We start from the raw sequence: 24,402 nt of genomic DNA on the forward strand, positions 1-24,402 counted from the left end.
ATGGCCCATTTCGAGAGCGACGTCCTGTGGAACCCGGCGTGGTCGGCCCTCGAGGGCTGGACGGAACGACCTCCGGCCGTGGTGGAGCGATTCCATCGGTCCATTCCGGGATTCGCCGAGTCCCCGCTCGTCCCCGCGCCGACGATCGCCGACCAGGTCGGCGTCGGGCACGTGTTCGTCAAGCACGAGGTGCAGCGCCTGGGCCTGCCGTCGTTCAAGGTCGTCGGCGCGAGCTGGGCCGTCAGCATGGTGATCGCCGACCTCCTGGACCGGCCGGTGTTCCCGACGTTCGACGCCCTCACGGAGGCAGCGGGCGCCCTCAGCACCACCGTCGTGCTCTCGACCGCCACGGACGGCAACCACGGCCGGGCCGTCGCGTACGTGGCCCGCCTGCTCGGGCTCGGGAGCCGGATCTTCGTGCCCGCTGACATGGCCGGGTCGCGAGTCGACGCGATCCGCGGTGAGGGCGCCGAGATCGAGGTGGTCGCCGGCACGTACGACGACGCCGTGCGCCGCGCCGCCGAGGAGGCGGCGCGGGTGCGGGCCGACGGCCGCCGCGAGCTGCTCGTGTCGGACACCTCGTGGCCCGGCTACACCCGGGTCCCCGAGGCCGTGGTCCTCGGCTACTCGACGATCTTCGCCGAGGCGCTCCACCAGCTCGCCGCGGCGCTGGGCCCCGAGGCCTCGATCGACGTCGCCCTCGCGCCCGTGGGCGTCGGCGCATTCGCCTCTGCCGCGGTCCGCAGCCTGGCGAGCGGTTCGTGCAGTGTCGTCACGGTCGAGCCGGCCGCGGCCGACTGCCTGTGGCAGTCGCTGGCCGCCCGCGAGCGCGTGACCGTCCCGGGCCCGCACGAGTCGACGATGGCGGGCCTCAACTGCGGCGAGGTCTCGCTCGCGGCGTGGCCGATGCTCCAGCACGGAGTCCGTGCGGCGACTCGGGTCTCCGACCTCGAGGCGACCGTGGCCATTCGCGACCTCGCTGCCGTCGGCATCGCGACCAGCGAGAGCGGGGCGGCGAGCCTGGCCGGCCTCCGGCGGCTGCGGCTCGACTCACGCGCGGGCTCACTCCTGCGGCCCAGCTCCACGGTCGTCCTGTTCGACACCGAAGGAGTCACCGATCCGGCCGGGTACGACGCGATCCTCGCCGGGACGGCAACCATGCACGGAGACGACGATCGGGAGCCGGACCATGCCACAGATCGATGAGCTCATCGCGTACCTCACCGATGTCGTGCCCGGGGAGGCGACGGCGCGGGAGATCCCCGGCGTCGCCATCGGGCTGTGCGACGCCGACGGCGTGCTGTGGTCCGCGGCCTTCGGCAGCACGCACGCCGACGCTGCCCGGCCGCCGGCGCGCGCCGTCGGCGTACACACCATGTTCAGCGTCCAGTCGACGTCGAAGCTCTACACCGCGACCGGTGTGCTCCTGGCCGTCCAGGAGGGCCTGGTCGACCTCGACGAGCCGATCCTGCGCCACCTGCCGGAGTTCACCGTGCGCAGCGACTTCGAGGACCATCCCGAGCGCCGCATCACCCTGCGCCACCTGCTGACCCACACCGCCGGCTTCACCCACGAGGCCTCCGTCGGGTCCAACTACGAGGTCGGCGACGCCACGTTCGAGGAGCATCTCGCGACCATCCCGCAGACCTACCTGCGGTTCCCGGTGGGGCACCACCACGAGTACTCCAACCTCGGGATCGACCTCGCCGGCCACATCGTGTCGAGGGCCGGCGCGGAGACGTTCCCCGACTTCATGCGCCGGCGGCTCTTCGACCCGCTCGGGCTCACCCGGTCGACGTTCGACTTCGACGTCTTCGACGCCGACGCGGACCGGGCCTTCGGCCACTCCCGGACGTTCGCCCGGGCGGGCCGCGAACTCCCCCGGCGCGTGCCGATGGTGCCGTCCGGCGGCCTCTACACGAGCGTCGACGACGTCCTGGGCTACCTGCGGTTCCAGTTGCGGGACGGCGAGGACCTGCTCCGGCCCGAGCTGATCCGGCAGCACCTCGACTTCCCCCGGCTGACCGACCTGCAGACCCAGGGCTACGGGCTGGGCCTCTACGTCGACCGCTGGGCGCCCGGGGTGCGGGTGCTGCATCACGGCGGGGCGGGCTTCGGCTTCCTCTGCCAGGTGTTCTGGCTGCCGGACGCCGGGATCGGCGGGGCGGTGCTCACCAACTCCGTCGACCACGACCTCCAGAACGAGCTGGCCGCCGACATCGTCCGGCGGCTGGCTGCCGGCGGCCGCTCGGCGGTGGCAGCGCCCGCGCCGGCACCGCCGCCCGCGGCCGCGCCGACCCGGTCGCCTCATGTGGACGAGCTGGCCGGCAGGTACGTCGGCCGCCTCGGTGACATCGTCGAGCTGGTCGTCCGCGACGGCGGGCTCCTGCAGGTCGAGCCCGAGGAGACCGTCGTGGATCTCGACGGCGAACTGACCGGGACCGTGCCCGACAAGGACTCGGGAGGTCGCAGGCGTCTGATCTTCCTCCGCGACGCCGCCGGGCATGTCCGCTACCTGCTCGACGCCGGCACCGGCGATGTCCGGTACCGGACCGTCGTCCCCGAGCTCGGGGCCTCGACGCTCCCCTCGCACCTCCTCGGCGACTACACCTCCCGGATCGCGGACGTCCCGATCGCGCCGTACCGCCTGCGCCAGGACGGTGACCACGCGGTCATCGACCTGCCCCGCGGGGGGTCGCTCGCGGACCCGATCACGCTCCAGCTCATCGCCGTCGGCCCGGACCGCTACCTGTCCGCGACCGGCGAGGTGCTGACGGCCGGCGAGGCAGGCGTCGCGTACGCCGAGATCCCGTTGACCCGACCCGAACAGAGGTGACACCGATGATTACGACGGCCACGCTGGAAGGCATCGAGCTGCGGCGACTCAGGCTGCCCCTGGTGGCGCCGTTCCGGACCTCCTTCGGCACCCAGACGACCAAGGACGTCCTGATCCTGCGCGCCGTCACGTCCGAGGCCGAGGGCTGGGGCGAGTGCGTCGCCGCGCCGCACCCGCTCTACGCCTCCGAGTACGTCGAGGCGGCGATGACGACACTGCGCGAGTTCCTCGTGCCGGCGCTCAGCGACCTGCCCCACGTCGACGTGAACCTCGTCGCGCCCGCGCTGGCCCGCTTCCGCGGCCACCGGATGAGCAAGGCGGCGCTCGAGATGGCCGTCTGGGACGCCGAGCTGCGGGGTCTGGGGGTGCCGCTCAGCCGCGCGCTCGGGGCCGTCGCCACGTCGGTTCCGGCAGGTGTCTCGGTGGGCATCATGGACACGCTCGACGAGCTGGTCACCGCGGTCGGAACGTACCTGGCCGACGGCTACCGGCGGATCAAGCTCAAGATCGAGCCGGGCTGGGACGTCTCCGCCGTCGCCGCGATCAGGGATGCGTTCGGCGACGTCGCGCTGCAGGTCGACGCGAACACGGCGTACACGCTGGCCGACGTCGACCAGCTGCGCAAGCTCGACGACTTCGGACTGCTGCTGATCGAGCAGCCGATGGCCGAGGAGGACGTGCTGGGTCACGCCGAGCTCGCGCGCCACCTGCGGACTCCGATCTGCTTGGACGAGTCGATCACCTCCGCCCGGGCCGCCGCGGACGCGATCCGGCTCGGCGCGTGCCGCGTCGTCAACATCAAGGCCGGCCGGGTCGGCGGCTACCTCGAGGCCCGGCGCGTGCACGACGTCTGCCGCGCTCACGACGTGCCGGTCTGGTGCGGCGGCATGGTCGAGACCGGTCTCGGCCGGGCCGCCAACGCCGCACTCGCCGCGCTTCCCGGCATGCTCCTCCCCGGCGACGTGTCGGCGTCGTCCCGGTTCTACCGGCAGGACATCACGCCGCCGCTGGAACTCCACGACGGCTTCATGCCGGTGCCGACCGGCCCGGGCCTGGGCGTCGAGCCCGACCCGGAGATCCTCGAGTCGGTGACCGTCCGCACCGAGTGGTTGCCGCTCGGATGATCCACACTGGTGCGGTCACACCAGACCGGACCTCTCCTTGGTGCGGGGACACAGACGCCGGCGTCCACGTCCCCGTACCATCGTCGCTGTGAGCCACCCGGATCACCCGGAGTGGTCCGCCGCATCGGACGGACCCTCGACGACGCTGGCCCGCATCCTGGAGGATGCCGGCCACACCCTGCTGCGGCCGGCGTTCGACGGCCAGGACCTCGGCCGCGTCGTGGACGGCCTGGTGATCTACGATCCGGCCGACCAGCTGGCCTGGCCGCGACGTCCACTCGTGCTCGCCGTCGGGGTCCAGCCGGGTGAGCAGCTCACCGGGCTGCTCGAGCAGCTCGCACGGCGCGACGGTGGCGCCCTCGTCGTCCGCGAGAAGGTGCTCGCGTCGCTGTCCCAGGGGGCCCTCGGCGCGCCGGTCCTGACGCTCGGCGACGAGCGATCGTGGATGCAGCTCGCCGCCACGCTCGCGCCGTTGGTCAGCGGGGCGTCCAGCCCGATCAGCGCCGCGCCGCTCGGTGGCGTGCCGACCGGTGACCTGTTCGCGCTCGCGAACGCGATCGCGGAGATCCTCGACGCACCGGTGACCGTCGAGGACCGCGACTCCAGGGTGCTCGCCTTCTCGATCCGCCAGGAGGAGGCCGACCCGTCCCGGGTCGGCGCGATCCTCAACCGGCAGGTGACGCCGTGGGCGACGCAGGACCTCCAGGAGCGGGGGATCTTCCGCCAGCTCTACCGCACCCAGGAGCCGCTGTTCGTCGAACCACCCGAGAGCGGCTACGGCGGGTGGTCGATGCCCCGCGTCGTCCTCGGTATCCGGGCCGGCGACGAGATCCTCGGCTCGGTGTGGGCCGCGGTCCCCGGGCCGCTGTCGGACGACCGGATGCAGCACTTCCGCGACCTGCAGGGCACCGTCGCCGTGCACCTGCTGAGTCACCGCGCGAACGCGAACGTGGAGCGCCGGATGCGGTCGGATCTGACCGCGCAGGTCCTCGCCGGCGGGCCGGAGGCCGAGGAGGTCGCGGCGCGGCTGGGCCTGCCCCGCCGGCCGATGCTCGTGCTCGCGGTCGCGCTCCCCGACCGCGAGGACGAACCCGGTCGCCTGCATGCCGACCGGGCCGCCGAGTTGCTGCGGCTCGGCGACGCGTTCGACATGTATCTCGGCACCTGCCAGCGGGGCGCCTCCGCCGCGCTGGTCGGGGACGTCGTCTACGGCATCGTGCCGCTCCCCGCCGGTGCCGGCCCCGACCCGGAGACCGACCGCGGCCAGCGGATGGCGAAGGACTTCCTGGCCCGGGTCGGGCGGCAGTCCGCCGCGGTCATCGGTGTCAGCGGTATGGCCCCCGACGCCGCACGCCTGTCCCGGGCGCGCGAAGACGCCGACCGTGCCCTGCGGCTGGCCCGCAGCTCGCCCGGCGGCGACCGGGTGTGCTCGACGGTCGAGCACGCCTTCGAACTGCTCATGATGGAGATGACCGACCTGGTGTCGGCACGCGGCATGAGCCTCAGCAGTCCGTTCGCCCGGCTCGTCGAGCATGACGCCCGCCACGGGTCCGGCCTGGTCCCGACGCTGCGGGCGTGGCTGGACCACTTCGGCGACAACATCGCCGCGGCGGCGTCCCTGCACGTCCACCCGAACACGTTCCGCTACCGCCTGCGGCGGGTCAGCGAGATCTCGGGGATGAACCTCGACGACCGCGACGAGCGGTTGTCGCTGATGCTCCAGTTCCGTCTGTTCATGCGCTCCTGACCGGCCGCGTTGTGGCGCACCGCGGACCCGCGCCCGCGATTTGGTGTCACGACACCAGCGCGCCCCGACCGGCGGTTGCCACGATGAGAGCCCCCGAAGAGAGGACCGGTGTGGAGCGCTACCTGACTGTCGACGACATCGGACGGATCAGCGTCCCGGAGCAGCCGGCGATCAGCCCTGACGGCAGCGCGGTCGCCTACGTCGTCCGCACCGATGACCTCGGCGCCGACCGTACCGAGCGATCGTTGTGGCTGGTGCCGACCGGCGGCGGGGAACCGCGCCGGCTGACCCCGCCCGGCGGCGACTCCTCCCCCGCGTGGTCACCGGACGGCCGCCTGATCGCGTTCCTCCGCACGACCGGCGCGGCGCCGCAGGTCTGGCTGCTGGACGTCGAGACGCTCGAGCCACGGGAGCTCACCCACCGAGCCGGCGGAGCCGGCGCTCCGGCATTCAGCCCCGACGGCTCGCGGCTGCTGTTCACCGCCGTCGCCGATCCCGATGACGAGGCGGCGGCCTGGGCGTGGGGCGCCCCGGTCGTGAGCCGCCGCCTCGACTACTTCGCCGACGGCGACGGCGTGGTCGGTTCTCCCCGGCGGCACGTCCACGTCGTCGACGTCGGCAGCGGCCGGTGTGAGCAGATCACCGACGGCGACTGGAACGCCGTCGGAGCCGCCTGGTCGCCGGACGGCACCCGGATCGCCTTCTCCGCCGCCATGGGCACGGACGCCGATCTCACCCGGGAGTCCGCCGCCTATGTCGTCGACCTGGACGACCCGGAGCGGGTGCCCCGGCCGGCGGGCCCGGCGGGAGGTAGTGCGGGACCGCTCGCCTGGACCGGCGACGGGACCCGGCTGCTGATCTGCGGCCATCCGGAAGGGCCCGGCCGGTTCACCGGCCTGCTCCTCGTCGACCTCCGCGACGGCACGATCCGGCACCTCACCGAGCACCTGGACCGGCAGGTCATGTACGGCGCGCCGGGCTACCCCGGCTCGACACCCCGAGTCGTGGCGGACAGCGGCACCGTCGTGTTCTGCGTGCGAGACGGCGGCTACGTCGTGCCTTGCTCCATGCCCGAGGCCGGCGGCACGGTGACGCCGCTGCTCGCGGAGACCGGCCGCAACGTCTCGAGCCTCAGCGTCGCGGGCAGGCTGGTCGCCTTCCTCGCCAGCAACGCCGAGACATTCGGCGACGTCTTCGTGCTCGACATCGAGTCCGGTAAGACGATCCAGCTGACCCACCACCGCGAACAGCTCGGCGAGCTGCGCCTGGCCCAGCGCCGTGAGCGCACGTTCCGCATCTCCGACGGGACGATCGTCGCCGCGTGGCTGATGCGCGATCCGGACGCCTCCGGGCCACAACCGCTGCTGGTCGACATCCACGGAGGCCCGCACAACGCCTGGAACGGTGCTGCCGAGAGCGTGCATCTCTACCACCACGAGCTCGTCGCGCGCGGCTGGACCGTGCTGCTGCTCAACCCGCGCGGGAGCGACGGCTTCGGCGAGGCCTTCGCGCAGGCCGTGTCCGGCCGGTGGGGCACGTCCGACGCCGCGGACTTCCTCGAGCCGATCGACGAGCTGGTCGCCGAAGGACTCGTCGACGACGCACGCCTGGCGGTGACCGGCTTCAGCTACGGCGGCTACCTGACCTGCTACCTCACCAGCCGGACCGACCGGTTCGCCGCGGCCGTCGGTGGCGGCGTGTTCAGCGACCTGCGCAGCGCCGCGGGCACCGCTGACAATCGCCGCGCGCTCTCGACCACCGAGTGGGGCGGTGCGTTCTGGGCGAACGCCGACGACTACGCGGCCATGTCCCCCATCACCCGCGTCGCCGACGTCCGCACGCCCACGCTGCTCCTGCACGGCGGGACGGACGTCCGGTGCCCGCTGGACCAGGCCCGGCAGTGGCACACGGCGCTGCGCGAACTCGGCGTCGACACCGAGATCGTGATCTACCCGCGGGCGTCGCACACCATGCTGTTCGACAGCCCGCCCCGGTTCCGGCACGACTACAACGCCCGGGTCGTCGACTGGGTGACGAGGTACGCCGGCTGATGCGCATCTCCGAGATCGTGGCGGCGCCCGGCGCCGGCACCTACAGCAACGACGATCAGGCCGCCATCGCGGCCGGTGCGACGCGCGACGGCTACTTCTACGACGGCGCGGTGCTCACGCCCGGCTACCGCTCGATCCGCCAGCCCAGCGAATCGCTCCAGGTCCTGCTCGTCCTCGACGACGACCACGTGGTCGCCGGGGCCGGCGTCTCCGTACAGTACGCCGGCGGTTCGGGTCGGGAGCCGGTCCTGCGGGCGACAGCGGCCCGCGATCGTTGGCTGCCGGTCCTCGACGACCTCTTGCGAGGCGCGACCCTGGACTCCTTCCGGGCGACGTCGGCCCTGGTCGGGACGCTCGGGCTGCCCCGCTCGATCGCGTACGGCGTCAGCCAGGCTCTGCTCGAGGGCGCGGCTCACGCCACTCGACGCACCATGGCAGAGGTGGTCGCCGCCGAGTACGGCAACACCGCTCCGATCGGCCCGGTCCCGATTCTCGCCCAGTGTGGTGAGGATCGGCACGCGGCGATCGACCGCATGGTGCTCCGGGGTGTCGAGAGCCTGCCGCACGGGCTGATCAACAACGCCGACCAGTTGGTCGGACCCGGTGGCCGGTTGCTGCTGGACTATGCCGGCTGGGTGCGCGACCGGGTCGTGGCGCGGCGCCTCGACACCGCCTACGAGCCAGTGATCCACCTCGACTGCTACGGCACGCTCGGCGACGTCTTCTCCTCGACGGCGCAGGTGGCCGGCTTCCTCGCCGAGCTGGCCGACCGGTGCGCGCCGCTCGCACTGCGCATCGAGCAGCCGGTGCGGGCTCGGTCGCGGGAGGCGCAGATCGACGTCCTCCGCAGCCTCCGCACGCTGCTGGCCGGCTCGGGCGCGCGCGTCCAGCTCGTCGCCGACGAGTGGTGCAACACCCACGAGGACGTGCTGGCCTTTCTCGACGCCGACGCCGCGGACATGATCCAGATCAAGATGCCCGACGTCGGCAGCATCGACGACACCGTGAGATCCGTCCTCGCCTGCCACGCCGCCGGCGTAGCCGCCTACTGCGGCGGGTCGTGCACCGAGACCGACCTGTCGGCCCGCGTCGCCACCCACGTCGCCATGGGCGCGGGCGCGGACCTGCTATTGGCCCGGCCCGGCATGGGCGTCGACGAGGCCGTGATGGTGACCAGGAACGAGATGGCTCGCACCCTCGCGATCATCGAGCACAGGAGTGGACGTGACCGGTCTCAGTGACATCAGGATCATCGCCGTCGAGCAGTATGGCGCCGGCCCGTTCGGATCGCTGCACCTCGCCGAGCTCGGCGCCGACGTCGTCAAGGTGGAGGACGCCCGCACGGACGGCGACATCGGACGTCACGTCCCACCGTTCGCGGAGGGCAACGACAGCCTCTTCTTCCAGAGCTTCAACCGGAACAAGCGCAGCGTCTGCCTCGACCTCTCCGTCCCCGCCGGGACGGAGGTGCTGCATCGGCTCGTCCAGGACGCCGATGCGCTCATGTTCAACCTCCGCGGGGACGTGCCGGACAAACTCGGCCTCCGCTACGCCGACCTGCGGCACCTGAACCCGCGGCTCGTCGTCTGCTCGCTCTCCGGCTACGGGATGACCGGATCGCGGCGGGCGGAGCCGGCCTACGACTACGTGGTCCAGGGACGGGCCGCCTGGATGGCGCTCACCGGCGATCCCAACGGCCCGCCGACCAAGAGCGGACTGTCACTGGTCGACTACTGCGGCGGACTCGTCGCCGCGATGTCGCTGCTGGCAGGGGTGCACGCCGCGCGGCGAGACGGCGTGGGCGGCGAGTGCGACGTCAGCCTCTTCGACACCGCGATGGCCATGCTGTCCTACCCCGCGACCTGGTACCTCACGCGTGAACACGAGACCCACCGCAAGGCCCGGTCGGCGCATCCTTCCGTCGTCCCGTTCGGCGCCTACCCGACCGCCGACGGCTGGCTGATGATCGCCTGCGTCAAACCGAAGTTCTTCCAGCGCCTGACCGAGGTCCTGGGCGTTCCGGAACTCGCTGCCGATGCGCGCTTCGCGACGCTCGCGGATCGCCGAGCCCACCACGCGGAGCTGGACGCGGTGCTGGACGCCGCCCTGCGCCGGCAGCGTACCGACCACTGGGTCAGCCTGCTGAGCGCCGTCGGGGTGCCATGCGGGCCGGTCAACGGCTTGCGCGAGGCCTTCGAGGACCAGCAGACCGCGGACCGCGGGCTGGTCGTCGCGACGGACCACCCGAGCTATGGGACGGTGCGGCACGTCCGCACCGCGGGGCGCGCCTGGTGGCCATCGCCGACGCCCGGCCGTGCGCCGAGTCTTGGTGAGCACCGTGAGCAGGTGCTCGGGGACGAGCTCGGGCTGAGCGCCGCCGAGCTGGCCGACTATGCCGAGCGGGGTGCCTTCGGCGCCGCGACGGCCGAGCCGGGCCGGACCACGTGACCGGCGCACCGGCTTCGGTGGCGGCCCTCGCTGCCGAGCTGCACGCCTTCGTCCAGCTGATCGATGACGACGGCTCCGCCGAGGGGTCGAGTCCGGTGGCCGGATGGACGGTCGCGGTGAAGGACAACATGGACGTCTCCGGAACCGTGCGCACCGACGGGCTCAGCGGCCCGCATCCGCCTGCGGCGACGGAGGACGCGGAGGTGGTGCGTCGACTGCGGGCCGCCGGCGCTCGCATCGTCGCCAAGGCGAACCTCGAGGAGCTCAGCTTCGGCGCGACGACTCAGAACGACGCCTGGGGCGCCTGTCGCAATCCATGGGACCGCGGCCGGATCCCCGGCGGATCGAGTGGCGGGTCGGCCGTCGCGGTCGCCGCGGGCCTGGTGCGCGTCGCGGTCGGAACCGACACGGGCGGCTCATTGCGCAACCCGGCCGCGTTCTGCGGGGTGACCACGCTGCGCCCGAGCCATGGTCTCGTCCCGACGCTGGGCGTCACCCCCTTGAGCCCGAGCATGGACGTCGTGGGACCTATGGCGCGCAGTGCCGCCGAGGTCCGGGCCGCTCTCGACGTCATGGCCGGCGCGGCACCGCGCCCGCGGCCGCGGAGCCTGGCCGAGCTCACCGTGGGCGTCCCGGAGCACTACTTCCTGGACGATCTCGAACCCGAGGTCGCCGAGGGCTTCCGCGACCTGCTCGGTCTGCTGAGCGCCGAGGGCGCCCGCATCGTGTCCGTGACCGGGCTCCGCGACGTCGAGCGGGTGCACGAGGCGATGGCCGCGCTGCAGAACTCCGAGGCGGTCCGGCACCTGCAGCCCTACTGGCACGACAGCCGCGTCTCCGCCGGCATCAGAGGGCGGATCGAGGCCGGTCGCGGCGTCACGACCGAGGAGATCGAGAACGCGCTCGCCGTCGCCTTCGCCTGGCGGGGCCAGGTCGACAGCGTGCTCGACGACGTCGACGTCGTAGCGGTGCCGGCCACGCCCTTCGTCGCGCCGGTCGCCGACCAGGGCGATCTCACCCTCGTCAGCCGCCGCATCAACCGGTTCACCGGCTGCTGGTCGCTCACCGGACTGCCGGTGCTCGGTCTGCCGGTGTCACCGTCGTCGGCGGGACTGCCGGTCGGCGCACAGCTGGTCGGCCGGCGCGGCGCCGACTGGGCACTTCTGGCGGCCGGCGAGGCGATACAGGCGGTCAGCGACTGGCACGGCCGGCGTCCCCCTGGCGCGCTCGCCGCCGGCGTCTGGTCCTGACGACTCAGGGAAGCGCCGCCGCGGCGTGTGCGTCCAGCAACGTCAGCGGTAGTGGGCCGGCGCCGAGCACGGCGTCGTGAAAGCGGGCCAGGTCGAAGCGCGACCCTTGCCGCCGGGTCGCGTCCGCCCGGATCCGCACGATCTCCAGCCGGCCGATCAGGTAGGCCAGGGCCTGGCCCGGTGTCACGATGTAGCGGTCGACCTCGGCGTCGATGTGGCCGGGGCTCAGCGGTGAGTTGTCGGCCAGGTACCGCTTAGCCCGGTCCCGGCTCCAGCCCAGCGCGTGGATGCCGGTGTCGATGACCAGACGGCAAGCCCGCAGTGAGTCGAACGACAGCATCCCCACCCGGTCCAACGCGCTGCTGTACAGGCCCATCTCGTCGGCCAGCCGTTCGGCGTAGAGGCCCCAGCCCTCGGTGTAGCCGGTGATCGCCGCGGTGCGCCGGAACTCCGGGAGGTCGGCGAGCTCGGCGACGAGCGCCATCTGGAGGTGATGACCCGGCACGCCCTCGTGGTAGGCGAGGGCCTCGACCTCGTAGCGCGCCCATGCACGAGGGTCCGAGACGTTGACGACGAAGCTCGCGCCCCGCGAGCCGTCCTTCGTCGGGCGGAAGTACTGGCCGAGCGAGCCGCTCGTCGCCGTCTCGACCGAGCACGTGGCCGCCGGGATCCGCCCGAACCAGCCCCGAGCACGATCGTTGGCCCTCGCCAGGGCGTGCTCGGCCGCCCGCACGAGGTCGTCACCGCTCTCGAAATGGAGTGCTGGATCCTCGCGTAGCCGGGTGAGGACCGACGCCACGTCCGCCACCCCGAAGATCTCCCGGCCGAGAACGGCATAGTCCTCGGCCAGAGCCGCGACCTGCGCGAGCCCGATCTCGTGGATGCGCTCGGGCGTGAGATCGGTCGTGGTGTGCGCCCGGACGAGGGTGGCGTACGTCCGGTCGCCGTCGTCCAGCCAGCAGAGCCCACACCGCTCGTCCGGCCGCGCGGACGGTGCGGCCTGCTCCACCAGCGCGCCGGCGTAGGCGTTCAGAGCGGGGCGCACGACCTCGGCGACCACCGCACGCAGGTCCTGCCGGAGGGCAGTGCGGTCGACGAGCCGCGGCAGCGCCCCGACGGCCAGGAGCGGGTCGTCGTCGACCGGTGTGCGCAGCCAGGCCCGGACGCCGTCGACGGTCCCGCGCACGGCGAAGGAGACCGGAGTCCGCCTGGCCGCACGGCCGGCCCGGAGGCGCTCCACGCGGTCACGGAGATTGCGGGCGAACGCGCCGTACTTCTCCGGCAGGGCGCGAGCCACCTCGGCCGACGGGAGCGACAGCTTCGAGACCCTGCCCGGCAGGGCCGCGACCGGCCCGAAGAGCGGGTCGACGTCCAGTTCGGCGAACCGGCATTCGAGCACGTCGGATCTGGTCGCGGCGTCCCAGGCGAGGACCGCGGCGTCGAGCGACGCGGCGGTTCCGTCCGGCGTGCGCGCGACCGTCGCGGCAGCGCGGGCGATCCGGCCGGCCTCGGCGCGGACGGCGTCCTCGGCCTCCTCGCTGACGTCCTCGAACAGGGGCGCCACCGAGTACTCACCGATGAGGTGCGCCCATGTCGGTTCCGCGCGGTACCGAAGCTGCTGATACCGGTTGCCCAGATCCTCGACGTCCACCAGCCCGGTTCCTCCGCTGTCGGTTCGACGCGCCGCGCACGCTCGGCCATACGGTCAGGTGAGAGGTTAGGGACCGGCCTCACCAGCGCGCTTGGGTCGAGCCACCATCGACCGCGGGCCCGATTGTGGGGCCGGACAAGACGCGGCGCCGCGTCGTGGCTTCAATCGTGGTTCACATCATCCGGCGCCGATCCGGCTCACCCCGTCGGCCGCACAGGAAGACATACGACAATGGTCCGAAACCGTTCTGTTCGCATCTCGGTGCTCGCACTCTGTGCCACTGTCGCGGTCGCTGGTTGTGCTGGCGAAACGAGCAGTGGCGACTCTCCGAGCGGCTCGTCCGGCGAGTACGTCGACGGGGAGTCGCTCACGATCGCGATCGACAGCGACCCAGGCTCGCTCGACCCGCAGCGCTCCGTCAACAGCGTCAACCTCATGATGAGCGTCTTCGCCTACGACACCCCCGTCAAACTCCTCGACTCCGGTGAGGTCGCGCCCAGCGTCGTCACGTCGTGGAGCGGCGAGGGCACCTCCTACACGTTGACCGTTCGCGACGGCGTCACCTGCTCGGACGGCTCGCCGATGGACGCACAGACCGTGGCCGACAACATCAACTACGTGGCCAACGCGGCCAACGCCTCGCCCATGCTCGGGGTCGCGGTACCCGCCGCGGCCACGGCGACGGGCGACAACGCCGCCGGTACCGTCGAGGTCACGCTCGAATCCGGGGCCCCGTTCTTCCTCCAGAACCTGGCGGAACTGCCGTTGGTCTGTGCACCCGGCCTCCAGGACCGCGACTCGATGAGCGCCGCCTCCACCGGCTCAGGACCGTTCGTCCTGTCGAAGGCACTGGCCGGCAACGAGTACGAGTACACGCTGCGCGACGGCTACGCCTGGGGGCTCGACGGCGCCTCGACCGACGAGCCGGGCCTGCCGGAAACGGTCACGTTCAGGGTCGTCGACAGTGCGACGACGACGGCCAACCTGATGCTCAGCGGCGAGGTCAACCTCGCCCAGCTGGGCGGTACGGACATGCAGCGGCTGGAAGCCGGCGGCCTCTTCTCCGACGGCGGCGTCATCGTCAATGACGAGCTCACCTTCAACCAGGATCCCGGAGAGCCGACGGCCGACGTCGAGGTCCGCCGTGCGCTGGTCGCCGCCCTGGACATGGACGAACTCGCCCAGGTGTCGACCGGTGGCCTGGGCGAGCGGGCCAACGGGCTGCTGACGGATCCGAAGATCTGCAGCGGGGACACGGTCACGCCGAACATGCCGGCGCACGACCCCGAAGCCGCGGCCACGATGCTCGACGACGCGGGCTGGGCGGTCGACGGCGACGGAGTCCGCGGCAAGGACGGCGTACCGCTCTCCGTCCTGTTCGTCTACGACAACGAGGACCCGGAGACCGCCGCGACGGCCGAGTACATCGGCCAGCAGTGGGGAGAGCTCGGCGTTGACGTCACACTCAACGGGCAGTCGTTCACCGAGCGGTCCGACGTCGTCTTCGGCGGCAAGGGGCCCTGGACCGCGACCCTCATCGGCCTCGGTGTGAGCAATCCGGCCACGCTGATGCCGTTCTTCTCGGGTGCCACTCCGCCGGAGGGGATCAACTACGGGTCGATGAGCAACGACGTCTACGAGAGTTCGATCGCCGCAGCACAGCTGAAGTCGGGCACGGACGGGTGCGACGACTGGAACACCGGCGAGGGTGCTCTCATCAACGAGGCGGACATCACCCCGATCTCCGTCATTCCCTACCTCTTCTGGGGCAACGGAGTGGAGTTCGACGTCGTCGCCCGCGTGCTGGAGCCCACCTCACTGCGTGTGCTCGGATAAGTGCGGCGGTCCCGGTTCTGGAAGGAGCTCGAGTGAGGTCGTCGTTCCGCGCGAGGCACCCCTGGCTGGTGTTCCTGACCCGGCGGCTCGGCCGGTTCGTCGTCTCCATGGCGGTCGTCGTCACCGCGGCGTTCGCCATGGTGCACGCACTGCCGGGCGATCCGGTCCGTGCGGCTCTGGGGCTGCGGGCATCGCCGGAGACCATCCGTGCCACGCGTGAGCAGCTAGGGCTCGACGACCCCCTGTGGCTGCAGTACGTGGACTACGTGCGCGGCCTGCTCCACCTCGACCTCGGCATCTCCCTCGACAGCCAGACACCGGTCCGGGAGGTCATGGCGCAGCTGGTGCCCGCGACCGTCAAACTGGGCCTGGCGGCCTTCGTGGTGTGCATCGTGATCGCGATACCGGTGGGCCTGCTCATCGGTATCGCGACCCGAGACGGCCGGGGCCGCACCGTTCACCTCGGTTTCGGCGGTCTGACGGGGCTCGCGCTCTCCGTCCCCGACTACCTGCTTTCCGTCGGTCTCGTGTTCGTCTTCTCCGTCTCGCTCGGAGCGCTGCCCGTGGCGGGCATGACCGGTGCGGCATCGTTCGTCCTGCCCGTCATCGCCCTGGTGGTGGGCCCCGGCGCCTATCTGGCGCGGATCGTCCGGGCCGAGACCCAGGGGGTGCTCAGTGAGGACTACATCCGCACCGCCCGCGCGAAGCGCCTCCCGGCTCGCGTGGTGTATCTGCGTCACGCACTGCCGAACACGCTGACTCCCACGCTGACCGTGTGCGGCATGATCCTCGCGTCGATGCTGGCCGGCACCGTGCTCGTCGAGAGCGTGTTCGCATGGCCAGGCATCGGCGCCGAGCTCGTTGACTCGGTGCTCGTGAAGGACTACCCGATGGTCCAGGCCGTGGCGCTCTTCTTCGGGGCCGGCATCCTCCTCATCAACCTCGTGGTGGACGTCGCGATCGCCGCCTTCGACCCCCGTTCGACGATCAAGGAGAGCTGACGTGTCCTGGTCGCGCCGCACCCGGCACCATCTGTCGTCACCGCTCGGCATCGTGACGGCCGGGCTGCTTCTCCTCCTCCTCGTCACCGCGATCCTGGCGCCGCCGCTGCTGGGCGACCGCGCCGACGAGATCGTCGTGGGTTCGCTCCAGTCGGGATCGTCGGCGGAACACCCGTTCGGCACCGACGCCCTCGGGCGCGACGTCTTCACCCGGACGCTGGTGGCCACCCGGATGTCCCTCGTGCTCGCCCTGCTCGTGGTGGCCATCGGTGTGGTGGCCGGCCTGATCATCGGCGCCGTCCCGATCGTGCTGGGCAAGCGTGCCGGCCGCGTGGTGGTCGCGGGCCTGAACCTGATGGTCGCCTTCCCCGGGCTGCTGCTCGCGCTCTTCCTCGCGATGATCTTCGGCGTGGGCGCACGCGGCGCCGTCCTCTCGATGTCGATCGCCTTCGCGCCATCGTTCGCGCGGCTCACTCACACCACCGCGAGCGGCATCGCGAACGCCGACTACGTCTCCGCCGCGCGGCTCCTGGGTGTCTCGCGGTGGCGGATCCTGACCCGCCATGTCATCCCCAACATCTCCGAACCCCTGATCGTGAACATGACCAGCCAGGTCGGAGCGGCGCTGCTCAGCATCTCGGCGCTCTCCTACCTCGGGTTCGGCGTCCAGCCCCCGTCGTATGACTGGGGCCGCATGCTGTCCGACGGGCTGCCGGCCATCTACACCAACCCCGCGGCCGCACTCGCGCCGTGCATCACCATCGTGGTCGCCGGGCTCACCTTCGTCCTCGCGGGCGAGCTCCTCACCCAGATCCTCGGCGGCCACCACCATGGTCACCTGCGGATGCCGTCCCGCCTCTCGCGCCGCCAGGGCCCGGAGGCCGCCGCGCCGACGCGATCGGCGGACGACGGCGACGAGGTGCTGCGGCTCGACGGACTGACCGTCACGATGCCCGGCGAGACCACGCCGTTCTCCCCGGTCACCGACGTGAGCCTGCGGATCCGGCCTGGCGAGATCGTCGGCCTCGTCGGTGAGTCCGGCTCGGGCAAGAGCCTCACGGCCATGGCGGCGGCCCGGCTCATCTCCTATCCGGGCCTCGCCGAGGCCGACGTGCACCGGATCAAGGGCCAGGAGCTGCGGCTGATGCGCTCGCGCGACCGCGAGCGGTTGCTCGGCACCTCGCTCGCGATGGTCTTCCAAGACCCCATGTCGTCGTTGAACCCGACACTCAAGGTCGGACGGCAGCTCGCTGAGGTCGCCGAGACCCACGAGGGCCTCGGGCGCCGGGATGCGTGGCAACGGGCCGTCGACAGGCTCAGCGCGGTGTTGATCAGCTCGCCGGAGGTGCGCGCGAAGCAGTATCCGATGGAGTTCTCCGGCGGCATGCGCCAGCGCGCGTCGATCGCGATGGGCCTGATGGCCCAGCCGGCGTTGATCATCGCCGACGAGCCGACGACCGCGCTGGACGTGACCGTCCAGCGGGAGGTGCTCAACCTGCTTCAGCGGATCTCCGAGCAGACGGCCGCCGCCGTCCTGCTGATCAGCCACGACATCGCCGTGGTGGCCGAGACCGCTTCTCGGGTCCTCGTCATGTACGCCGGCCGCGTGGTCGAGGAACTGCCCGTGAGCGGGCTGGTCACCGATGCGGCACATCCGTACACCCGCGCGCTGGTCGCGAGCATCCCCGACATGTCGACGGACCGGTCGCAGCCCCTCGCGAGCATTCCGGGCCGGCCACCGCACACCGCCCAACTGCCGGCGGGGTGCGCGTTCGCCCCGCGTTGCGGCTACGCGGACGACCAGTGCCTCGAGCACCGGCCCGAGCTCGTGGACTCGGGTCGAGGCGGCGCGGTCGCGTGCTGGCACCCGCTGCTCCCAGCCGGCCGGGCGCCGCAGGGTATGGCCGGGCCGGCCTCCGTCCCTGCGAGCGCGCGCCGCGTGGCCGCCGAAGGCGAGGTGTGACGTGCTGGAACTGCGCAACGTCGTGGTGACGTACGGTTACGGCCGCCGCGCCGTCAGAGCCGTCGACGACGTGAGCCTGGCCGTGGCAGCCAACTCCATCGTCGGGCTCGTCGGCGAGTCCGGGTCCGGCAAGTCGACCCTCGCGAAGGCGGCGGTCGGGCTGGCCCCACTGGCCTCTGGAGCGATCGCGTGGAAGGACGTGGAGTTCAACCCGGCGACGCGCAGTCGCGGGGACCTCATCAGCCGGCCCCTGCAGTACGTCTTCCAGGATCCGTACGCGTCTCTCAACCCGCGGATGAGCGTGGGCGCCTCGATCTCCGAGGGTCTGCGCGGGCCGAGTGGACAGGCGCGATCAGGACGCATCGCCGAACTGCTGGAGATGGTGCGCCTGGATCCGAGCGACGTCAACAAGCTCCCGCGACAGCTCTCCGGCGGGCAGCGCCAGCGCGTTGCCATCGCGCGTGCCCTCGCCGCCGATCCTCAGATCCTGATCGCCGACGAGATCACGTCCGCCCTCGACGTCTCCGTCCAGGGTGCCGTGCTCAACCTGCTCAAAGAGATCCAGTCCCGCACCGGAGTCGGAATCCTGTTCATCTCGCACAATCTCGCGGTAGTCCGCTACATGGCAGGCTCGATCGCTGTCATGAAATCCGGACAGCTCGTCGAGTATGGGCCGACGGAGGCCGTCATCGAACGCCCATCGCACCCCTACACCAGGCGACTGTTGGAGGCCGTCCCGAGTATGGCGTGACGCACGGTCGACGATCAGCTGCACGAGGTTCGGTGAAGAGCGCATCGTGGACGCCACTCCTCACCGAGCCAGCTCAAGCGTCGCATGAAGCGTGAGTCCAGGTGGGCGAGTCCCCCCACGGAGTTGCCCACTCACCCCGCGCGTGCTGGCGCGCCGTGCTGCTCGGAGACGTCGTCGGAGGACTACGTCGTGAATGCCATCCATGCCCTTCCGGCCATCGTTCAGGTGCGGCGGAAGGCCTCGTCGAGGATATCCGCGGTGGCTGGATTCACCATCTCGTTGCGGCGGATGTAGTGTGCGATGGTGATCTTGGTGTCGCTGTGGCCGAGGAGCTCCGCGGCCAGGTTGACGCCGGCAGCCTCGTTGACCGCGGTCGCGACCGTGCGGCGGAACGCGTGCGGGGTGACGCCGTCGATCTCAGCCAGCTTCATGACGCGGCGGAGCTGGCGACGCACGTTGTTCGGGGTCAGTGGTGTTCCGTTGCGGCTGCAGAACAGCAGCGCGTCCGGGGACCGCTCCCCCATCACCGCGAGCCGCTGGCGAACCGCTTCGGCCGCGTAGGACGGCAGGGCCATGGTCCGACGGGACTTGGCGGTCTTCGGGTGGTCCTGGCGGTGCGCTGGCTCGCCACGGCGGGTGACGATCGTTCCGGCGATCCGCAGCGTTGGGGGCGAGCCGGCGACGTCAACGTCGCAGCGCCGGATCGCGAGCACCTCTCCGATGCGGGCCGACGAACCGAGCATGACCTCGATGATCTGCCCGAGCTGACCGTCGGGACGAGGGCCCGACCGCGATAGTCCGGACTCCCAGTGCCGGACTGCGGCGCGGACGGCGTCGACCTCGGCCACCGTGAGCGCATCCGGAGTAGACGGGGTGCGGTGCAGGCGGGAGATGTGATCCATCGGGTTCCTGGGGATGATCTCGTGCCGGACCGCCAGCGCGAGCGCCAGCCGGAGGACGACGCGGGCGTGCTTGGCGCGGCTGTAGCTCTGCTTCGCGAGCTGCTTGATGAACCGGTCGCAGCGGGCGACACCGATCTCGCGGAGGGTGAGCTCGGCGAAGGTCGGCAGGACGAGGGTGCGCATGTCGCGCTCGTAGAGCTCGCGTGTGGACGGTGACAGCCGGTCCTCGAGGTCGAGGTCTTCGAGCCAGTACTCCACGAGGGCGGGGAACCCGCTGCCCGGTGTGAGCGCAGTGAACGAGCCCTGGAACAGCGACCGCTCGGACAGCTTCACCTTCAATGCCCGTTCGGCGGCGGGCTCCGTGTCAGCGGTGGCCTGGACGATACGCGTCTTGCCGTCCCAATCCCGATACCGAGTCCGTGCCTCGACGCGTCCTCGGGCGGTCCGGCGGTGTGTGATCTCGCCAAAGGTGCCGATCGGCAGACGGGGCCTAGGCATCGCGGATCACCCCGCCCCAGGCTCGCGCTGCGCGGCCAGCCAGGTCCGCACGTCCGAGACCGCGAACTTGAGCCGCTTCCCGAACCGGAACGCGGGCGGACCCTTCCCGTGGGTGCGCCAGTCGTAGATCGTCGTCACCGGGACACCGAGATACTCGGCCAGCTCCTCGACGTCGATCAGTGGTTCCAGGCCCCACGGGCCCGAAGACTCCGCCATGTCGTCCATGCCGGCCAGGTGCGTGGCCGACACCCTGACGACCAGGGGCATCGACAGCCGACCCGCAGCAACCGAGCACGACGCGACGAAGCGCCGCCGAGCGGCAGGGTTTGTGATGGGTTTTCGATGGGCGGTTCAAATTCCACCTACCAGGAAGGTCCTGGGAACCGCCAACTACCAGGACCGATCCGTCGGGCTGACAGGATTTGAACCTGCGACCCCCTGACCCCCAGTTGCCCTCAACTGCATTTCGCCAGGTCAGCAATCTGCGCGCCGCGTGCCACAGGAAGGCCCTGCGTGCAGGACGTGCATGCGGGTGACCCGCGGTGGTCCCCATCTGGTCCCCGCGCGCCATGTCCCTTGTAGTCGCCCCCGGCCGGTGCTGGACACACCGGGCCGGGGACTTGATCCCAACCTGAGCTAAGCAGGAGGAGACCCATGGTCACCGTACCGAAGCCGAAGAAGCGAGAGATCATCACCCGTGCACCGTTCGTGCATCCCGACGTCGGGGAGATCGTCGCGTTCCATGACGAGGAGGGCCCGACCATCGATGTGACGATCCGCCCGGAGGGCTCGGAGGAGTACGCGCACTTCGCCCTCACGGCGATCGATGCGCACCAACTGGCCGACGAGCTGCATCGCATCGGCACCATCGTTCAGCGGGCCGGCTGGACCCCAACCATCCTCACGGACGCGCGGACGTACTTGCCGGGCATGACCGATGAGCAGATCATCGAGCGCCTGGACCGTCTCTACCGCCGCTGGGGCGGGCTCGTGATCGGGTTCCGCGGTCGCCTGGATCGGGCCGCCGGCCGTTCACTGGCGGTCGAGGTCCACATGGAGACGCTGGACCGGTCGATGACGCTGGTCGAGGAGCATGCCGAGACGCTGTCGGGCATCCCGGAGCTGGCGGACCGACTGAGCGAGCTGCGCTCGTCGCTGGAAGACGTGCGGAATCTGTACATCGCGGAGCAGGAGCGCCAGCCGTGACCGGGCCTGTCGACCGCAATGCGGCGTGCTCGGTGAAGTGGTGCGACGAGACCGGCACGCACACGGTGCACCGCAAGTACCTGGCGTCGGTGAAGGGCGGGCTCCGTGACGGCGGCCTGGTCGGCGTGAACCTCGCCCAACGCGTCCAGCCGCGGGCGTCGGTGTGCGTCGAGGTGACGGTCACCACGCCATGGGCCTCCACTGCTGACTATCTGTTCGCAGCCGCATCCGTGCCGGAGATCACGTCGGCGCTGACCGAAGCCGCCGAACGCGCGACAGAGCTGGGCGGGACGGTCCGTAACCAGCGTGACTGATAGCTCGCGCCACGCATGAGCAGCCGGCTCTCCCCCGATCACTGACGAGCCGGGCGAGAGCCGGCCGCTCGCGTGGCAGGAAGGACACTCGTGGACGACAAGCAAGCGTCAGGGTATCCTGACAGTGGAATGGTGATCGCGGACAGCGCCCGCAAGCACAGCGTGTCCGACGAGGACATGGTGCACGCGGCACGACATGCGATCACCGAAGTTGGGCAGGGCGACCGTGTTCTGCTCATCGGGGCCGGGGTCGACGGCAACCTGCTGGAAGTCGTGGTGCTCGACCCGGACACCGATCCGGTGATCATCCACGCGATGGCTCTCCGGCCGAAGTTCTACGCCTACTTGCCCTGGGGGCGGTGAAGCATATGGCAAACAAGCCCGACACGGACCAGCGAGCCGCCGACGCCGACGCATGGCTCGACGGACTCGACCCCGCCACCACGCCGGCCGAGGACACAGCGGACCTCAAGGCCGTCGCCGAGGCCGCAGACGAGGTCGCCGTAGCGGAACGACGAGTCCGCGCCGCCGTCCAGGCAGCTCGTGCGAACGGCCGGTCCTGGGCCCGCATCGGCCTCGCACTCGGCGTTAGCCGTCAATCCGCCCACGAGCGCTACGGCTCACGAGCCGACACCAAACGAGCCTCGTAGACGCGACGCTCCACACGCGTCGAGCCCAGCGCCCGTCCCCACTCTGCGGCGTCGTCCTCATAGCTGCCGGTCGTTGGCCGGAGCGCAGGGGGGTCAAGGGTGGCGCTTGCGCCATCGCGCAGCGACGTCAAGATGGTTCGCCCCTCGTTGATTCAGGGCGACCTGCCCGGTCCGTATGGCGAACGATCTTGACGCCCTTGATGCCCGGAGTGAGGCCATAAGAATGGCTGCGATGAGGGGGACGACGCTCCGTGAGATATCCGCGTGGCCTGAGTCGGTGTCGGCCAGCTCGTGCACACGCCCGGGCCCGCGCCCGGAACGGCCGCCAGGCCGCACGCCCGGCGCGGGCCCGGGCGTGCTGCGGCGCGCTTGCGCGCCGCCTTGACGGAGTACAGAAAGTTCTCACCACACCCGCCTTTAGGCACGCCTCAAGGCGCCCAGCGTCACCAGGTGTCCTCCCGGAGCGTTCACTTGTGTCGCCGAACTCTGGCCGGCCACGAACCGGAGAACGCGTCGGATGCGTGGAAGCCCGCCAGGTGAGATTGCACCTTGCAACTACCCTGCGCCGTTACGTATCCTGCGATTTCATAGCTTGGACCAATTTGGGGGGTCTCATGCGAATACGAGCGGCAATAACGGCCACCTTGCCTGCCGCACTAGTGGTGACAGCTCTCGCAACGACGTCGAGCGCCGTTCGGGAGTCGGTACCCGGTGTGAACGCGTCAGGGAACGAAGGAATGGCAGCCGAGTCTTCAGTGAACCTAAAGGAGCAATACACTGCCCTTCAGGCATCTGCGGAGCTCACTGCCTCCTCCAAGATCGCTGAAGGCGGCCAGGGTGCAGAGGTGGCCACTGTTCATTGGAGCGCTGAAGACGAAGCGCTTATCGTCGCCTATAAACCCGATCCGAATGCAGACGCTCAAGCCATCGAAGACTACAAGGATTCGGTTCAGCAGCATTTCAATGATGCTGGCGTTGGGCACTTAATCGAGCAGATGGAAGTCTCTTATACCGACTCTGAACTTCTCGCGGCCGCAGAGCGTCTGTCGGAAACGGACACGGCCTGGGCAGGGGATCTGGCGGACCTAATTACGATTATCGGACCCGATCCCATGAATTCGGCAATATATCTCGCCACGTCTGTCGAGGCTCCAGGACTTGCAGAGTTGGCATCCACCGCTTCCGGGTATCCGATCCGTGCGGATGTTTCAGGCCCGATCATGTCAGCGAATCGTGTCATCGACACGTCACCCTGGACCGCAGGGAATGCGCTGACGGACATCCAATCTGACGCTGGCCGGGCAGGTGAACACGTTTGCACCCAGGGATTTGGCTGGATTTCGTGGGCCACAGGCAACGAGATATCGAGCACTGCGGGGCATTGCTTCGCGCTCAACGCGAGCGTTTATCAAGGAAATCCGAATCAGAGAATTGGATTTGTTAGCCAGAATCACTTCGCGGGAGCAACTGCTGACGCTGCAGCCATTACATTAAGGAGCGGAGTTCCTGACACTGGATTCTGGTTAGGACGAGCAAGCACTGAGGTCCGACTTCCCGTCCATGCTGCCGATCCGAAGCCGGACTCAACGGGAACGTATGTGTGTGTTAGCGGCGCGACAACGGACGAGCGTTGCGGCTCTATTACGCTCAGAAACCAGATCCTAAGGTACAGTGACGGAACCCGCCATTTACGGATGTCGTGCGCGAAAATGGATCCGGGTCCACGAGGCGGTGACTCCGGAGGACCAGTGTACGCCGGGTGGGTCTCGGCGGAGTGGAATGTTGCTTACGGACAACTTTCGGCATTTATCGTCCCCGGCAGCGATGGCAAACCAAACCAGTGCGCGGCAATATTCTCACCGGCGGTCGAGATCTCTGGGGCTTTACAGGCCACAATTATGCTCGACTAAGCGTTAATACCTTGCGCCGCATCGCTCATCATGCAATGACAATGTCGTGGGATGCAATGAACGTCTTTTCGCGAGCGCAGTCATGATTGGGAGGCGGCGGGCCAAGTCCGCCGCCGATCCCGATCCGTTGACCCTCGGTTGCAACGATTGAACCACTAGTGTCCCGGAGAACGGCCAAGCCCAAACCGTCCGCCTCAACTGTCCAGCCGTAGGGCCAAACGACTGCAGCAATCGCTCCCGGGTCGGAGCCCTGCCGTATGGCCA

At 70.3% G+C, this 24,402-nt stretch carries 20 protein-coding genes; 17 read left to right on the plus strand and 3 right to left on the minus strand.

Annotation, left to right across the window (positions count from 1 at the left end):
- The 8 genes from ACW62_RS04750 to ACW62_RS04785 all read left to right on the plus strand — a co-directional run bounded on the left by ACW62_RS04750 (position 1) and on the right by ACW62_RS04785 (position 11,456).
- Positions 1–1,206, plus strand: coding sequence for a diaminopropionate ammonia-lyase (locus tag ACW62_RS04750; RefSeq protein ID WP_053202922.1), 1,206 nt, complete (start codon positions 1–3; stop codon positions 1,204–1,206).
- Entirely contained in the window at positions 1,190–2,836 is a 1,647-nt protein-coding gene (locus tag ACW62_RS04755) for a serine hydrolase domain-containing protein (RefSeq protein WP_053202923.1), read from the plus strand. The genes ACW62_RS04750 and ACW62_RS04755 overlap by 17 nt, the downstream gene beginning before the upstream one ends.
- A gap of 5 nt (positions 2,837–2,841) precedes the next feature.
- The gene (gene menC, locus ACW62_RS04760; protein ID WP_053202924.1) at positions 2,842–3,960 is read left to right on the plus strand and encodes an o-succinylbenzoate synthase; all 1,119 of its coding nucleotides are present in this window, start codon (positions 2,842–2,844) and stop codon (positions 3,958–3,960) included.
- An 88-nt stretch (positions 3,961–4,048) separates the two neighbouring features.
- Entirely contained in the window at positions 4,049–5,707 is a 1,659-nt protein-coding gene (locus ACW62_RS04765; protein ID WP_083459220.1) for a PucR family transcriptional regulator, read from the plus strand.
- Positions 5,708–5,790: 83 nt separating this feature from the next.
- Complete coding sequence (locus ACW62_RS04770) at positions 5,791–7,758, plus strand: S9 family peptidase (RefSeq protein ID WP_083459222.1); 1,968 nt, start codon at positions 5,791–5,793, stop codon at positions 7,756–7,758.
- Complete coding sequence (locus ACW62_RS04775) at positions 7,758–8,999, plus strand: methylaspartate ammonia-lyase (RefSeq protein ID WP_053202926.1); 1,242 nt, start codon at positions 7,758–7,760, stop codon at positions 8,997–8,999. Before ACW62_RS04770 ends, ACW62_RS04775 begins: the two co-directional genes overlap by 1 nt.
- On the plus strand, positions 8,983–10,206 hold the full coding sequence (locus ACW62_RS04780; protein ID WP_053202927.1) for a CaiB/BaiF CoA transferase family protein: 1,224 nt from the start codon (positions 8,983–8,985) through the stop codon (positions 10,204–10,206). Before ACW62_RS04775 ends, ACW62_RS04780 begins: the two co-directional genes overlap by 17 nt.
- Positions 10,203–11,456, plus strand: a complete 1,254-nt coding sequence (locus tag ACW62_RS04785; RefSeq protein ID WP_053202928.1) for an amidase — start codon at positions 10,203–10,205, stop codon at positions 11,454–11,456. Before ACW62_RS04780 ends, ACW62_RS04785 begins: the two co-directional genes overlap by 4 nt.
- 4 nt (positions 11,457–11,460) lie before the next feature.
- Here the strand turns inward: ACW62_RS04785 and ACW62_RS04790 are convergent, their stop codons facing one another.
- Positions 11,461–13,107: a DUF885 domain-containing protein gene (locus ACW62_RS04790; protein WP_053202929.1), complete on the minus strand. Its 1,647-nt coding sequence runs from the start codon at positions 13,105–13,107 to the stop codon at positions 11,461–11,463.
- A gap of 123 nt (positions 13,108–13,230) precedes the next feature.
- Here ACW62_RS04790 and ACW62_RS04795 point away from each other — a divergent pair, with 123 nt between their 5' ends.
- The 4 genes from ACW62_RS04795 to ACW62_RS04810 all read left to right on the plus strand — a co-directional run bounded on the left by ACW62_RS04795 (position 13,231) and on the right by ACW62_RS04810 (position 18,658).
- A complete protein-coding gene (locus ACW62_RS04795) occupies positions 13,231–14,943 on the plus strand; it encodes an ABC transporter substrate-binding protein (RefSeq protein ID WP_157574387.1) in 1,713 nt (570 codons plus the stop codon).
- Between the two features lie 68 nt (positions 14,944–15,011).
- On the plus strand, positions 15,012–15,944 hold the full coding sequence (locus ACW62_RS04800) for an ABC transporter permease (protein ID WP_205629139.1): 933 nt from the start codon (positions 15,012–15,014) through the stop codon (positions 15,942–15,944).
- 1 nt (position 15,945) lies between these two features.
- Positions 15,946–17,907 (plus strand): dipeptide/oligopeptide/nickel ABC transporter permease/ATP-binding protein, encoded by a 1,962-nt coding sequence (locus ACW62_RS04805; protein ID WP_205629140.1) that lies wholly within the window; start codon positions 15,946–15,948, stop codon positions 17,905–17,907.
- A gap of 1 nt (position 17,908) precedes the next feature.
- Entirely contained in the window at positions 17,909–18,658 is a 750-nt protein-coding gene (locus ACW62_RS04810; RefSeq protein WP_053202931.1) for an ABC transporter ATP-binding protein, read from the plus strand.
- A gap of 221 nt (positions 18,659–18,879) precedes the next feature.
- Here ACW62_RS04810 and ACW62_RS04815 read toward each other — a convergent pair whose 3' ends face one another.
- Positions 18,880–19,893 carry a tyrosine-type recombinase/integrase gene (locus ACW62_RS04815; RefSeq protein WP_205629141.1) on the minus strand — a complete coding sequence of 338 codons (1,014 nt, stop codon included), beginning with the start codon at positions 19,891–19,893 and terminating at the stop codon, positions 18,880–18,882.
- A 171-nt stretch (positions 19,894–20,064) separates the two neighbouring features.
- The gene (locus ACW62_RS04820; RefSeq protein ID WP_240477233.1) at positions 20,065–20,325 is read right to left on the minus strand and encodes a helix-turn-helix transcriptional regulator; all 261 of its coding nucleotides are present in this window, start codon (positions 20,323–20,325) and stop codon (positions 20,065–20,067) included.
- Between the two features lie 387 nt (positions 20,326–20,712).
- On the opposite strand from ACW62_RS04820, the gene ACW62_RS04825 reads away from it, so the two are divergent.
- The 5 genes from ACW62_RS04825 (at position 20,713) to ACW62_RS33775 (ending at position 24,138) form a co-directional block, all read left to right on the plus strand.
- On the plus strand, positions 20,713–21,264 hold the full coding sequence (locus tag ACW62_RS04825) for a hypothetical protein (protein WP_053202933.1): 552 nt from the start codon (positions 20,713–20,715) through the stop codon (positions 21,262–21,264).
- Entirely contained in the window at positions 21,261–21,578 is a 318-nt protein-coding gene (locus tag ACW62_RS04830; RefSeq protein ID WP_157574389.1) for a hypothetical protein, read from the plus strand. The genes ACW62_RS04825 and ACW62_RS04830 overlap by 4 nt, the downstream gene beginning before the upstream one ends.
- Positions 21,579–21,707: 129 nt before the next feature.
- A complete protein-coding gene (locus ACW62_RS04835; protein WP_053202935.1) occupies positions 21,708–21,941 on the plus strand; it encodes a hypothetical protein in 234 nt (77 codons plus the stop codon).
- A gap of 5 nt (positions 21,942–21,946) precedes the next feature.
- The gene (locus tag ACW62_RS32915; protein ID WP_083459296.1) at positions 21,947–22,228 is read left to right on the plus strand and encodes a hypothetical protein; all 282 of its coding nucleotides are present in this window, start codon (positions 21,947–21,949) and stop codon (positions 22,226–22,228) included.
- A 737-nt stretch (positions 22,229–22,965) separates the two neighbouring features.
- Positions 22,966–24,138, plus strand: a complete 1,173-nt coding sequence (locus ACW62_RS33775; RefSeq protein ID WP_157574391.1) for a trypsin-like serine protease — start codon at positions 22,966–22,968, stop codon at positions 24,136–24,138.
- The last annotated feature ends 264 nt before the right edge of the window (positions 24,139–24,402 follow it).

The sequence above is a fragment of the Jiangella muralis genome (assembly GCF_001270745.1).
GTDB lineage: Bacteria > Actinomycetota > Actinomycetes > Jiangellales > Jiangellaceae > Jiangella > Jiangella muralis.

Bases quoted from the DNA above. Each gene is read 5' to 3' on its own strand.
- ACW62_RS04750 (WP_053202922.1), top strand. From the start codon at position 1: ATGGCCCATTTCGAGAGCGACGTCCTGTGGAACCCGGCGTGGTCGGCC.
- menC (WP_053202924.1), top strand. From the start codon at position 2,842: ATGATTACGACGGCCACGCTGGAAGGCATCGAGCTGCGGCGACTCAGG.
- ACW62_RS04825 (WP_053202933.1), top strand. From the start codon at position 20,713: ATGGTCACCGTACCGAAGCCGAAGAAGCGAGAGATCATCACCCGTGCA.
- ACW62_RS04820 (WP_240477233.1), bottom strand. From the start codon at position 20,325: ATGCCCCTGGTCGTCAGGGTGTCGGCCACGCACCTGGCCGGCATGGAC.
- ACW62_RS04835 (WP_053202935.1), top strand. From the start codon at position 21,708: ATGGTGATCGCGGACAGCGCCCGCAAGCACAGCGTGTCCGACGAGGAC.
- ACW62_RS04775 (WP_053202926.1), top strand. From the start codon at position 7,758: ATGCGCATCTCCGAGATCGTGGCGGCGCCCGGCGCCGGCACCTACAGC.
- ACW62_RS32915 (WP_083459296.1), top strand. From the start codon at position 21,947: ATGGCAAACAAGCCCGACACGGACCAGCGAGCCGCCGACGCCGACGCA.
- ACW62_RS04770 (WP_083459222.1), top strand. From the start codon at position 5,791: ATGAGAGCCCCCGAAGAGAGGACCGGTGTGGAGCGCTACCTGACTGTC.
- ACW62_RS33775 (WP_157574391.1), top strand. From the start codon at position 22,966: ATGGCAGCCGAGTCTTCAGTGAACCTAAAGGAGCAATACACTGCCCTT.
- ACW62_RS04755 (WP_053202923.1), top strand. From the start codon at position 1,190: ATGCCACAGATCGATGAGCTCATCGCGTACCTCACCGATGTCGTGCCC.